Origin of the sequence: Nostoc sp. FACHB-152 (assembly GCF_014697475.1) — a bacterium.
In the GTDB taxonomy this organism is placed as follows: domain Bacteria; phylum Cyanobacteriota; class Cyanobacteriia; order Cyanobacteriales; family Nostocaceae; genus Nostoc_B.
Map to the genome: position 1 here is coordinate 161,842 of NZ_JACJRV010000003.1, position 12,319 is coordinate 174,160.

General features: G+C 37.3%; 12 protein-coding genes. 5 read left to right on the forward strand and 7 right to left on the reverse strand.

Annotated features, from left to right (window positions below; genetic code table 11):
* Positions 1-39 precede the first annotated feature (39 nt).
* Positions 40-675, forward strand: coding sequence for a glutathione S-transferase family protein (locus H6G76_RS04530; RefSeq protein ID WP_190695985.1), 636 nt, complete (start codon positions 40-42; stop codon positions 673-675).
* A 345-nt stretch (positions 676-1,020) separates the two neighbouring features.
* On the opposite strand, the gene H6G76_RS04535 is transcribed toward H6G76_RS04530, so the two are convergent.
* The 5 genes from H6G76_RS04535 to H6G76_RS04555 all read right to left on the reverse strand — a co-directional run bounded on the left by H6G76_RS04535 (position 1,021) and on the right by H6G76_RS04555 (position 5,603).
* Complete coding sequence (locus H6G76_RS04535) at positions 1,021-3,399, reverse strand: hypothetical protein (RefSeq protein WP_190695988.1); 2,379 nt, start codon at positions 3,397-3,399, stop codon at positions 1,021-1,023.
* Positions 3,400-3,605: 206 nt separating this feature from the next.
* The gene (locus tag H6G76_RS04540; protein WP_190695991.1) at positions 3,606-3,830 is read right to left on the reverse strand and encodes a DUF167 domain-containing protein; all 225 of its coding nucleotides are present in this window, start codon (positions 3,828-3,830) and stop codon (positions 3,606-3,608) included.
* Positions 3,808-4,224: a DUF2809 domain-containing protein gene (locus H6G76_RS04545; RefSeq protein ID WP_190695994.1), complete on the reverse strand. Its 417-nt coding sequence runs from the start codon at positions 4,222-4,224 to the stop codon at positions 3,808-3,810. Before H6G76_RS04545 ends, H6G76_RS04540 begins: the two co-directional genes overlap by 23 nt.
* 60 nt (positions 4,225-4,284) lie before the next feature.
* Complete coding sequence (locus H6G76_RS04550) at positions 4,285-4,836, reverse strand: DUF2231 domain-containing protein (protein WP_190696443.1); 552 nt, start codon at positions 4,834-4,836, stop codon at positions 4,285-4,287.
* Positions 4,837-4,862: 26 nt separating this feature from the next.
* Entirely contained in the window at positions 4,863-5,603 is a 741-nt protein-coding gene (locus H6G76_RS04555; RefSeq protein WP_190695998.1) for a DUF2993 domain-containing protein, read from the reverse strand.
* 257 nt (positions 5,604-5,860) lie between these two features.
* Here H6G76_RS04555 and H6G76_RS04560 point away from each other — a divergent pair, with 257 nt between their 5' ends.
* The 3 genes from H6G76_RS04560 (at position 5,861) to H6G76_RS04570 (ending at position 8,988) form a co-directional block, all read left to right on the forward strand.
* Positions 5,861-6,916, forward strand: a complete 1,056-nt coding sequence (locus tag H6G76_RS04560; protein WP_190696014.1) for a hemerythrin domain-containing protein — start codon at positions 5,861-5,863, stop codon at positions 6,914-6,916.
* A gap of 456 nt (positions 6,917-7,372) precedes the next feature.
* Complete coding sequence (locus H6G76_RS04565; RefSeq protein ID WP_190696017.1) at positions 7,373-8,182, forward strand: TPM domain-containing protein; 810 nt, start codon at positions 7,373-7,375, stop codon at positions 8,180-8,182.
* A 176-nt stretch (positions 8,183-8,358) separates the two neighbouring features.
* Entirely contained in the window at positions 8,359-8,988 is a 630-nt protein-coding gene (locus H6G76_RS04570) for a precorrin-8X methylmutase (protein WP_190696019.1), read from the forward strand.
* A 146-nt stretch (positions 8,989-9,134) separates the two neighbouring features.
* Here the strand turns inward: H6G76_RS04570 and H6G76_RS04575 are convergent, their stop codons facing one another.
* Complete coding sequence (locus tag H6G76_RS04575; protein WP_190696022.1) at positions 9,135-9,821, reverse strand: phosphate ABC transporter permease; 687 nt, start codon at positions 9,819-9,821, stop codon at positions 9,135-9,137.
* 26 nt (positions 9,822-9,847) lie between these two features.
* Entirely contained in the window at positions 9,848-10,684 is an 837-nt protein-coding gene (dapB, locus tag H6G76_RS04580) for a 4-hydroxy-tetrahydrodipicolinate reductase (protein WP_190696024.1), read from the reverse strand.
* Between the two features lie 310 nt (positions 10,685-10,994).
* On the opposite strand from dapB, the gene urtA reads away from it, so the two are divergent.
* A complete protein-coding gene (gene urtA / locus H6G76_RS04585) occupies positions 10,995-12,308 on the forward strand; it encodes an urea ABC transporter substrate-binding protein (protein ID WP_190696027.1) in 1,314 nt (437 codons plus the stop codon).
* Positions 12,309-12,319: the final 11 nt, after the last annotated feature.

Here is a 12,319-nt window from a genome sequence, read left to right on the forward strand (position 1 = left end):
AGCTTAATTTTTCCCAATAATCTTCATCATATTTTTGACATGGAAACGCTACGTTTGTACGATTTTTTACCGTCTGGCAATGGTTATAAGATACGTCTTTTATTATCACAAATGGGGATTCCCTTTGAAAGAATCGAAGTGAATATTTTAAAGGGAGAAAGTCGAACACCAGAATTTTTAAGTAAAAATCCTAACGGCAAGATACCTGTTTTGGAAGTTGAACCAGGTAAATACTTAACAGAATCAAATGCTATATTGGTTTACCTGAGTGAATATACAGAATTTTTACCTTACGATCGCTTCCTAAAAGCCCAAGTTTTTCAATGGTTATTTTTTGAACAATATAGCCATGAACCTTTTATTGCTACATCCAGATTTTGGATTTCAATTTTAGGTAAAGCCGAAGAATATCAGGCTGCTTTAGAACAAAAGCGTGAACCTGGTTATGCAGCATTAAGAGTCATGGAAAATCATCTGCAATCTCATCTATATTTTGTGGGCGATCGCTATACTATTGCTGATATAGCCTTATTTGCTTATACCCATGTAGCTGATGAAGGTGGTTTTGACTTATCAAAATTTACAGCTATTCAAAGATGGATAGAACGAATCAAAGCTCAACCTGGATATATAAGTATTACACAAGAGCCAATGCCACAAGAAGCAGAATACTAAAATCAGTAAATAGTAATCAGTAAAAAAGCCTGAACGTTTTATATGATATGCCTTCATAAGGCGTTAATGGACTAACATATCTGATTACAGATATAGTAATTTTATTTGATTTGTGAAAATTGAGAACCTCAAATCCCTGACTTCTTAAAAAAGTTGGGGATATAGCAATCATAAATGAATTATAAACAAATCTACTCCCTATTACCTCACTGCCTCAACCAGTACTTTAGAAATCAAATAGGATTGCCATATATTTATTGACAAAGCTGATTTGTACATCATTAGTATAGGTGTTTTGATGGCGATAAACTTCTAATCCGCGTCTTGTTAAAAATTTACAAAATATTAGTCTAACTCATCATCTTCTAAATCTTCTAAATCATCATCTTCTAAATCCTCTAACTCATCATCTTCTAAATCTTCTAACTCATCATCTTCTAAATCCTCTAACTCATCATCTTCTAAATCTTCTAACTCATCATCTTCTAAATCCTCTAACTCATCATTTTCTAAATCTTCTAACTCATCATCTTCTAGATATAATTTTTGATTGCGTTTTTTCTCAAGATAAGAAAAGCATTTGTCACTGCAATAGTAACAGTCATCTTGAGGGCAAATCAGGCGACCACATCTTGAACAATTTTTATGTAGACCCATAACAAGAGGAGAAAATCCACATTTTCCTTTCCCCTCTACCCATCCACCGCAATAAGCTAAAATAGTCGTTAACAATTTTTCTGATTCTGACCTTTTGGCTTGTAGTAATCCTCTACCATTAAACTTAAAAATTTTAAACTCCGACAATCTTCCTTTTTCTCGATGTTGCCAAAGGATGTTTAAAGTATCAATAAAACTATCTATTATATGCAAAGGGTCATAAATTTTTAAAGGATACAATATTTTTTTATAAACTTCAGGAGTAAAATCATTACTTTTGTAAGCCAGCATAGATAAAAAATGTTTTAGCAATGCAAGAAATAGATATGGTAGCGATAAGTAGTCTACAGGTATTTCTGTTAATACATTTATAAAACTAGCTTGCCATTTAGGAAAATCAGCAAGCCATTTCTGTGGTAACTTGCGTCTAGCAGTTATGAACAAAGGCAAAGGATTTTCATCGTCTACCAATGATATATCTTCCCAGTCAGGAATATGCTCTTCTTGCAATGCTCGAAACTTTTTTGCTATTTCAAGCTGTTGAATATAGAAATATTTATTATAATCAAATACCCAAGGTGGTAAATATCTTTTAGGATCAAAATCTCTAGACACATCAATACTAAAAAAGTTATCGCTAAAAATATTTTCTAAATTTTCTAATTTTCTTTTATTAAATTCGCCCAAAATTTTAGGAGACTCAACAGAAAAACGAGGTGTTTCTTCTCCTATCATGTATTTTATTTGAAGATAAGGAGATAAAACACCAACTATTATCACATCAAAACCGCGCTCTATTTTAAAAGCAGGAACACAAAATTCAGAATAAAGTTCAGAGTTAACGGAATTACGAGTATTCTTGACATCAATTAAGTGTTTTGAATTTAATCGAATATCTGCTTTTCGCCAATATTGGCTTTCTTGTGTAATTTGATGAATAGAAATATCTTCTGTTGCAAAATTTAACGATTTAAAATATTTGATTACTAACTTCTCTGCACCACGAGCAGAAATCATTTGAGCTTCTTTAAATGAATCACCAGTAGGATTCCATTCTCGGATTAATTTCTTATCTGTTTTATCTAAATTATATAATTTATGCCAGCTTGAAGTGATAGCTTCACTATAAGGATAGTCAGAATCGTTGAACTGAGAGACTAGAGCAAAAAAAACTTTATATTTATTTTTTATATACTGTTTTTGATATTCAATCGGAGCAAGATTCCAGAGGAAATCCTTATATCTTAATTTTTCTTGGAGATATTTAATTTGGCTCCAATAAATTTTACGTTCTGAACTATTAGATTCTTCTAATTTTATTAAAACTTCATTTAATAGTTCTTGTTTTAACGAAGAATCTACTATATCAAGATATTGATTGATATAACTGCTATATGATTCTAAATCATATAAGCTAAGAATATTCCTAAATTCCAAAGAAGAAACAATAATATTGGGTACTTCTTTCAAAAATGTACGCAATAATTCTTTTTTTTGATAATTATTTAAGTTATTTATTTTGTCTGTTATTAATTTAACCAACTCTTCATTTGAAAGATTATAAATATATCGATCTAAAAAAATCTTAAAAATATTGTAGTTGTTACTATTAATACATTTATTTATAATATTAATATCAGTAGTATTATTATCTATTTTTTGTAAATTAATAGTATTTAAATCATTATATTTGTAATGTTGACGAATTCCAAAATAAACAATATCTCCTAAATTTATAACTTCATTAGATATAAAATTTATATCAGAATATCCTTCACATTTAATATATCCGCGTCCTCTTTTAACAGTATCAACAATACCAATACAAGTTTTTAACTCAACGTTAATGGCTCGTTGACGTTCTGTATCAATATCAAATTGAACATAAACTCCTTTTCCTTTACTCCCTTCTATTAGTTCTTGCAAATATTTCGGTACATCATCTCGATGCACATAAATACCTTCTTCAGGATTATTATTTTCAATGGGAATGATAAATCCGTAGTTATTAACTTTCTGATTTTTATTATTGATTCCACCAAACCAATCAATTTTACCTATAACCATAATTGATAAATTGATAAAGTATTTAATTACCAAGGTTTTTTATGTTACCAAGTATAATTATTTTCAATAATACCATTACTTAAAGCGATATCTCTAGTCTATATGGTGTAACTTAAAACACACCCCAATATTCGGCAGGTTCATTTAGTTAAAGGTTTATATAAATGAAATTCTTGATTGAGATTCAACAGAGCCAAGAATAAATATTATATATCCTCAATTTCAATCAGCTTTTGTCGAGAAGATAAACCTAATTTGATGGTAATACAAGATTTCGGCACATCAAATTTATCAGCCAATAATTTAATTAACTCTTCATTGGCTTTACCATCTACTGGCGGCGATTTTAAATGTACGGTCAAACTACCATCAGATTCTTCGACAATTTTTTGTTGTTTTGAATTAGGTTTAACTTTCACTCTTTTTTGCATTGCCTATTTCCCATAATTTTTGTAGCCACAACCAACCTAAAATAGAACCCAACACATAATAAACAAAGTCCCACCAAGAAAAAGTAGTGCCTAGCAATAATTTACCTATCAATGTGGCACGTATCGCATCTAGTATGGGTGGATGCCAAAGTTGCAGAAACTCTAATATACAAGTGATGACAAAAACCCAAATTGGAATTTGTACCACTGCTTTACGACTCTTGAAAAACCAAAATCCAAACAAGCACCAAAATATTTCATAAAATATTGCTGCGCCTGAGTTGTTAAACCACTGACGACCAGGCCCAGCGTAATATTTAAACAAAAAGCCCATCGCTGTAACGATGAGCAAAGACATGATGATGGATATTTTTAAGTTACGGTTGTGGCGCATTTTCTAAAAGCTAGAGACTAAACAAGATTTTAGCCTTCGTATCTCTAGCCTCCAAGAAAATTAAGGGTATCTTTTACTGCCTGCACCTACTACACCAATTTTGTGGCGATAGGAAAGTTCTGCACCAAACCAGCCAGAAGCACTAGTCAGTGTCCCAACTACGAGGGATATTAACAATCCCCAAGGTAAGATGCGGGCTTCAGCGTCACCCATACGCAGGAGGAAGTTTACCAAGGTTAAAACTAGGATAGAAACATTGAGAATCATGTGTACCCAGCCAGCAGTGCGCTTGCGGACGCGCTCAATTCTTAAAAAGTCGCTCATCCCAATAGCAGCTGCAATTAGTCCTCCACCTAGCCCAAGTCCAATCAACCATAAGGAAGCCCGCGCCCAGAAGAAATCACGAGTTAGCCAGTAGCCAAAATCGCTACCCAAAGCTGCGGCTAAAAAGGCGATAGGAAATATGACGCTGAGAGGATGTAAGGGATGTCCGGCGATCGCTACTGTACTAGGTACACCTGTATCACGATATTCTCTATCGTCACTTTCAATAATTGGTGGAATATTAGGAAATGGTGTAGAAGCTGATGATGTTGTTTCTGTAGTTTCCATAGTGTCCATGATTTAATATTTACGTTTTAAGCTGAGGGTATTTGTTCGACATACGCGTCTGCTTGCAGCGTTAGTTTGCCTGGTGCGACTAGAAGTTGCTTAACTCGCAGGCTCATTCCTTCTAAATCGAAGTTACTTAAATTTAGAATTTCACTGGTTTGCTCAACCAGAGCTTTTGTTAGTTCTGGCGATATTTCTTCACCTTCACCATACTCAACGTTATCTAAAGAAACACTTTGTCCATTAGTATTTACCTTAGGTACCGCTGTAAAAGCAATTTGTTGAGTTTCACCTGTTTCTTTGAGTTTTATATTTGCATTTAGCCCTATTTTCTGATTATCAAGTAAACGGAAATCTACTTGTTGGGTTTCTATACTTGTCGATTGCCCATTGATATGTACTTGCTGATTTTGAAGTTGCGATCGCACATATTCAGAATTAAAAGCACGGTTGATATCACTTTCAGTCAGAACCACTCTGGTGCTAGCTTCTGTAGGTTTAGTAAGTTCAATTTTGCCAAAAGCTACGCTTAAAGGATTGATGGCAACATTACCCATCTGCATATCCAATTTTTCCATGCGGAGGTCTTTCTGCATTATTAAACCTTCGCCTTCAATTTGCACTGAATCTACTTGTCCCTGAACAAGTTTAAGCGGGTCAGTTTGAATATTGACATCCAAGTTTTCTACTTCATCTAATTGGCTAGATAAGCCTATTTCGGCAGCTTTATTTAAAGCCTGCTCTCCTAGTCCAGGGCTTTCTGGCATTGTTCTTTGATTTCCTGATTTGACCATCTTTCGTCAATCTAGAAAATTAATTTTTAAAAGTTATCTATCTAACGATGGAGTGAAGTTTTAATACTTGTATATCTAAAAGTGTAATTAGAAAAATTTATATCTAAAAATTTGGCTTTCTACCCAGAGAAACGCACTTAATCGCTCAAAAGAAAGAGGAAAGATGTTTAACTCTTGTGACAAGCTGTGCTTAGTAATAATACGATTACTTTTTCGAGGAGAACTTCAAAATGGTATCAACACTAGATGATACAAAGCGTAATGCTATTGCTGCTAAATTAGCAGCAATCAGATTAGTTCAACAGCTACTTATTGAAAATGAAGAACAGTTTTTAAAAGAATCTACTGACAGCGAAATCTCCAAACGCCTTCAAGATTTCCTCGAAGACGATCGCAAAAACTTGGGCATTATCGAAACTGTAATTGTGCAGTATGGTATTCAGCAAGAGCCGAAACAAACAATTCGAGACATGGTTGATCAAGTTCGCAAATTGATGCAAGGCTCCCAACTGAGTTTCTATGAAAAAGTATCTCAGCACGAATTATTAAAGCATCAGCAAGTTATGAGTGGCTTGCTAGTACACAAAGCAGCACAAAAAGTTGGTGCTGATGTAATGGCAGCAATTGGGCCTATCAATCCTGTTAACTTTGAAAACCGCGCCCACCAAGAGCAACTCAAAGGTATTCTAGAAATCCTTGGTGTACGTGAGCTAACTGGACAAGACGCTGACCAAGGTATTTGGGCAAGAGTTCAAGATGCGATGGCAGCAGTTAGTGGTGTAGTTGGTAGTGCTGTTACCCAAGGTACTGACAAACAAGATATGAACATCCAAGATGTTATTCGCTTGGATCACAACAAAGTAAATATCTTGTTCACCGAATTGCTACAAAGCAATGATCCTCAAAAGATTCAAGAGTACTTTGGTCAAATCTACAAAGACCTAACAGCCCACGCGGAAGCTGAAGAAGAAGTAGTTTATCCCAGAGTTCGTTCCTTCTATGGCGAAGGCGATACCCAAGAACTCTATGATGAACAAGCTGAAATGAAGCGGCTTTTAGACCAAATTAAGGCTATCAGTCCTTCTGCTTCTGAATTCAAAGATAGAGTCAGAAACTTGATGGATATTGTTGGCGACCATGTTCGTCAAGAAGAAAGCACCATGTTCGCAGCTATTCGCAACAACTTGAACACTCAACAAAGCGAGCAACTAGCTACAGAATTCAAAGCAGCTAAGGCTAAAATTCAACAAAAATTGGGTGGAACTGCAACTGGCGCAGGTGTGTAATCTCAAATTCTGCTGACTTGATGTAAAAAACTCCAAAGGGGAAATGATTAAAAGGGAATTGGTGTAATGAGCCTTTCCCTTGCCCCATTCCTCACATCAGAGAAACATACGACTAATGCTCAATTACAAAGGGGATAGGTATATCAACCATCCCCTTTTTTGTTTAGTCGATTATGAGTAAGAAATTATTGTACTGTTAGCCTGATTACTTTAAGTGAGATGCAAAAATTGTAATCTAAAGAGCGATCGCTCTGTATCAAGACAATATAGTTAAAAACAGCTTGAGTATAATGCTATCACTCTCTGAGCGACAATATTTTAAACCTAACCTCCAGTACTTTCGCTAGACCCTTAGATTAGAGTAAAGTAAACAAGTGTAAAGAACTATCACTTTTCTCTCTTAGTTTTTAAAACAACTTGTTCACTTTTACTGTTGATTTTTGTATAAAAACATCCATGCAGTCTTGTATTTGGCGACGAATTCTGGTATCTTTTGCGGTATTTTTCTTAGCTGGGTCAATTTGGATAGCAAATCCCTCCTCCGCACTGGCATATGACAACCCCGACTTGCTGCCTAATTTTCAAACTCCAGTTGTAGATTTGGCTAAATCTCTCACTGATGTTCAAGAAGAACAGCTGGTTTCAGATATAGAGCAATTTGAAACCGACACTGGCTGGAAACTGCGAGTGTTAACCCAATATGACCGCACCCCTGGCCGGGCAGTAATTAATTATTGGGGTTTAGATGACAAAAGCATTCTGCTAGTGGCTGATTCTCGTGGCGGTAATATTCTCAGCTTTAGTGTCGGTGATGCAGTTTATGAACTTCTACCCCGCACATTTTGGATAGAACTACAAACTCGCTTTGGGAATTTGTACTTTGTACGTGAACAAGGCGAAGACCAAGCCATTTTACAAGCCCTAAACTCAGTTAAAGGCTGCTTACTCAAAGGTGGTTGTACTGTTGTACCTGGACTACCAAGAGAACAGTGGATTCTTACCCTCATTACCTCAGTTATTGGTGGGATCGTTTGTGGTTTTGCAGCTCAACCCCGTAATGATAAACAAATTTTTGCTTGGCAGTGGGCATTAATTTTTTCACCTCTATGGGGAATTTTATTTATCGCCTTCGGAATAGGGCCTGTAGTTACACGCACTAGTGATTGGCTGCCTCTAGTTCGTAATATTTCTGGCTTTTTCATCGGTGCTTTAGTTGCTTACCTATCTCCTGTTTTCAGCCGTCCTTCTTCTAGTGCTGAGTTATAAATTCTGAGTGGGAAGAGGAAATGAGGCGGGGGCAATGGGAAAATCTCACAGTACGTTTCTCCCCCTTGCTCCCCTGCGGCCTAAAAGAGCAAATAAAGTGTTTCACATCTGAACTAATTACTCAGCACTCACCTAAGCTGATAAGCTGAAAGCTGGTATATCAGCACTTAATAGTGATGGAATGGCACGTAACGGATGCTCAAAGTTTAGCAATCATTGATAGTGAAATTGGCGATCATGTCTTTTCACCCGCAGAGTATGAAATTGTCCGGCGGGTGGTATATGCCACAGCTGACTTTGAATATAAGTCTTTAATTCGTTTTTCGGAACAAGCTTTGCAAGCTGGGGCAGCAGCGTTAGCAGCACGCACCACAATTGTGGTAGACGTGCCAATGGTACAGGTAGGTATTGCCTACGACATCCAAAATACGTTCGCTAACCCAGTCTATTGCAGCATGGAAACTGTCACACGTCCCCAAAAGGAAAAAACTATGGCAGCTTGGGGAATTGAAACCTTAGCCAAGCGTTATCCTGAGGGAATATTTGTGGTTGGTCAAGCACAAACAGCACTGACAGTACTGGTTGATTTAATCGAAACTGAGGAAATTCGACCAGCTTTAGTCATTGCTACGCCAGTAGGATTTGTAGATGTAGATACTGCGAAAAGCCGCTTGCAAGACTCTCTAGTTCCTCATATTACAATTGACAGCCGCAAAGGAAATGCCGTTGTAGCAGCTGCAATTGTTGATGGCTTGGTAGATTTAGCTTGGCAAGCTTACGGACAGAATGCGAATCGGGGAAATTAGGGGTGAGAGGTTAGGGAAAGGAGAGACTTAGGGATTCGTCATGAAACATTAGAGTCTAGAAATAGGTGGTAAACATTTTTAGATATAAACAATGAAAAAATTAGTTTTAATTTTTCTAGCCCCTAATCCCTAACCTCTAATCCCTTCTACTCGTCATACTTCCGGCGACGGCGGCGTGGTCTGTCTCGTTGGTCTTCACGGAGGCGGCGACTGACTTCACCAAAGAAGTCGCGGCGGAGATAGGGATAATCATTTACCCAAAAATCACGGCTGGGGATGTAAACATCGCTAAAATCTTCGATGGTGCTTAAATCGGGGCGGTTTGACATGACTATCATTTCCGCTATTTGACCACGGGCGATCGCTTTATGAAAAGGACGTAGCGGTGCATCTAACTCGACGCTAAATCCGGTATCATCACCCACTTCTAGATTTATCCGTTTCTCCCGATTCTCAACAATTACCAATTCCCCTTTGCTATTGACAGTTTCTTGTTTTCCCATTACCTGGTCTGTAATCCACCAATCTAAAATTCGACCACGGAAAAAGCCGCTGTACTTATAACGGCGGCATTTTGCATTCCGTACACTTGCCTGAAACACTGGAAACCATAGCCAAAAAAGCGCGCCAATGACACCCAGAAAAAATAGGATGGGGCCAAACTCTAGCCCAAACAAGGCTTTAGTCAGTAATATTACAACTACAGAAACTACAGAAACTAATAGTCGCTGCAAAAAATTAGAAAATTTCCCCCAGTAGTACTTGTACTGCTGACCAGTAGCAATCAGGGGGATAATTTGTTCAAATTTCTGGCGCGTCAGTGGAACAAGCATGGGTGCTGGGTATTGAGTACTAATGTTTAGAGTATCTTTTCTAAACCATACACTAACGACTTTAACTGTGAGACCTTGCGAATTGCCAGTAGTACCCCAGGCATATAGCAGGCGCGATCGCTTGTATCATGGCGTAATGTATAAATTTGACCAGCTGCGCCAAATATTACTTCTTGATGGGCTATCAGTCCTGGTAGACGCACGCTATGAATTCTAATACCTTCGTCTGCTAGACTGCCTCTAGCCCCTGGTATTTTCTCTGTTTCATGTACAATTGCTGGGTTAAAAGTTTTACCCAATTCTGCTAATAACTGCGCGGTTTGAATTGCTGTACCACTGGGTGCATCGGCTTTTTGGTTGTGGTGCAGTTCGATAATTTCTACATGGTCAAAATACTGCGATGCGGTGACTGCGGCTTGCTGTAACAACACCATCCCAATGGAGAAGTTAGGGATAATCAAGCAACCTGTGCTGGCTTTTTCGGCAAAGTCTGCTAAATTTTGAATTTGTTCTGGGCTTAACCCGGTAGTCCCGACAACTGGACGAATACCATAGGCGATCGCACTCCGCACGTTGTCATACACTGAATCAGGATGGGTAAAGTCTACTATTACCCCTGGTGGTAGCTGTCGCTCCCCAGCTACATATCCCAGCATTGGTTCTAATTGGTCAGTAACAGGTACTTCCAAAGGTTCGCTTAAACCTGCTAGTTCCCCAATATCTTTACCTTGATGTTCCGGGTTGCGGTCAATTGCACCCATAAGAGTTAAGTCTGGTGCTTGCGCTACGGCTTTGACTACTTCACGTCCCATTTTGCCAGCAGCACCGTTAATAATTACCGGAATCGGAGCTTGATTTGTCATAGTTACAAAAATATTTTTTAGCCAACAAGGGTTTTATTGTAGAGAGTTTCGTGACCCGGTAGCTAGTCTTAATTTCGATATGGAGTTAATAGAGCGATCGCTACTGAAATACTTAATGGTAATAATTTAAACTATAAAATTTTACAACTTTTAACCTAGATAAGTTGATTTTTTGTTGAATAAAATAAACTTTCTGTATAAAAAGTAACTTTTTAATGGTTAAATATCAAACTAATATCACCATTTGAAGGTTCAACTTGAGAACCTGCTATTAGCTAGGTGATTAATTGAGGGTGGAACTAATAAAAATATGAGTAGACAATTTAACCGCCGGAGATTTTTAATTTTCAGTTCTGCAACTATGGCCAGCAGCATTTTGCTGAAGGCTTGCGCTAACAACTCTCCAAGTACAACAACCACTCCAGCCGCAAATAATACGTCTCCTATTGCAGCGACTGGTGGTAACACTATCAAAATAGGTTTGTTGCATTCCCTCAGTGGCACAATGGCTATTAGTGAAAAAAGCGTTGTCGATGCTGAAAAATTAGCAATCAAAGAAATTAACGCAGCCGGCGGTGTTTTAGGTAAACAAATAGAAGCAATTGTTGAAGATGGCGCATCTAATTGGGATACTTTTAGAGAAAAAGCAACCAAACTAATCGATCAAGATAAAGTAGCTGTAGTGTTTGGTTGTTGGACTTCTGCAAGTCGCAAAAATGTTAAGCCTGTCTTTGAAAGTAAAGACCATATGCTGTGGTATCCCGTGCAGTATGAAGGTCAAGAATGTTCTAAAAACATTTTTTACACTGGTGCAGCACCAAACCAACAAATTGAACCTTCTGTGGATTGGCTGTTAAAAAATAAGGGTAAACAATTCTTTTTAGTAGGTTCGGATTATGTTTTTCCTCGCACTGCTAACACAATTATTAAAGCGCAATTAGAAGCTTTAGGCGGCACAACAGTTGGTGAAGATTATTTACCGTTAGGAAACACAGAAGTTACACCTATTATCACAAAAATTAAGCAAAAATTACCTAATGGCGGCGTAATTTACAACACCCTCAATGGTGATAGTAATGTTGCTTTCTTTAAACAATTAAAAGGTGCAGGTTTAACACCAGATAAATATCCTTCAATGTCAGTAAGTATTGCTGAAGAAGAAGTAAAAGCAATTGGTGTTGAATATCTCAAAGGACACTATGCCGCTTGGAATTATTTCCAAACAGTAGACACACCTGCTAATAAGAAATTTGTCGCAGCTTTTAAAAAAGAATATGGCGAAAATCGGGTAACAAATGACCCAATGGAAGCAGCATATATCGCAGTTTATTTGTGGAAACAAGCAGTAGAAAAAGCCGGGACTCCTGATATAGCTAAAGTACGTACTGCGGCTTATGATCAAACCATAGATGCACCCGAAGGAAAAGTAACAGTAAATGCCAATCATCACATCTCTAAAATTGTGCGAATTGGTCAAGTTAGAGACGATGGTTTGTTTGATATTGTCTATGCTACACCTGAACCAGTTGCACCAGTACCTTGGAATCAATTTGTGAAAGAAACCAAGGGATTTGCTTGTGATTGGTCAGACCCAGCTAAAGGTGGTAAATATAAGCAAGCTTAATTAGTCCAGAG

Bases quoted from the DNA above. Each gene is read 5' to 3' on its own strand.
- dapB (WP_190696024.1), bottom strand. From the start codon at position 10,684: ATGACAAATCAAGCTCCGATTCCGGTAATTATTAACGGTGCTGCTGGC.
- H6G76_RS04575 (WP_190696022.1), bottom strand. From the start codon at position 9,821: ATGCTTGTTCCACTGACGCGCCAGAAATTTGAACAAATTATCCCCCTG.
- H6G76_RS04565 (WP_190696017.1), top strand. From the start codon at position 7,373: ATGCAGTCTTGTATTTGGCGACGAATTCTGGTATCTTTTGCGGTATTT.
- H6G76_RS04555 (WP_190695998.1), bottom strand. From the start codon at position 5,603: ATGCCAGAAAGCCCTGGACTAGGAGAGCAGGCTTTAAATAAAGCTGCC.
- H6G76_RS04540 (WP_190695991.1), bottom strand. From the start codon at position 3,830: ATGCAAAAAAGAGTGAAAGTTAAACCTAATTCAAAACAACAAAAAATT.
- H6G76_RS04545 (WP_190695994.1), bottom strand. From the start codon at position 4,224: ATGCGCCACAACCGTAACTTAAAAATATCCATCATCATGTCTTTGCTC.
- H6G76_RS04560 (WP_190696014.1), top strand. From the start codon at position 5,861: ATGGTATCAACACTAGATGATACAAAGCGTAATGCTATTGCTGCTAAA.
- H6G76_RS04550 (WP_190696443.1), bottom strand. From the start codon at position 4,836: ATGGAAACTACAGAAACAACATCATCAGCTTCTACACCATTTCCTAAT.
- H6G76_RS04530 (WP_190695985.1), top strand. From the start codon at position 40: ATGGAAACGCTACGTTTGTACGATTTTTTACCGTCTGGCAATGGTTAT.
- H6G76_RS04535 (WP_190695988.1), bottom strand. From the start codon at position 3,399: ATGGTTATAGGTAAAATTGATTGGTTTGGTGGAATCAATAATAAAAAT.
- H6G76_RS04570 (WP_190696019.1), top strand. From the start codon at position 8,359: ATGGAATGGCACGTAACGGATGCTCAAAGTTTAGCAATCATTGATAGT.
- urtA (WP_190696027.1), top strand. From the start codon at position 10,995: ATGAGTAGACAATTTAACCGCCGGAGATTTTTAATTTTCAGTTCTGCA.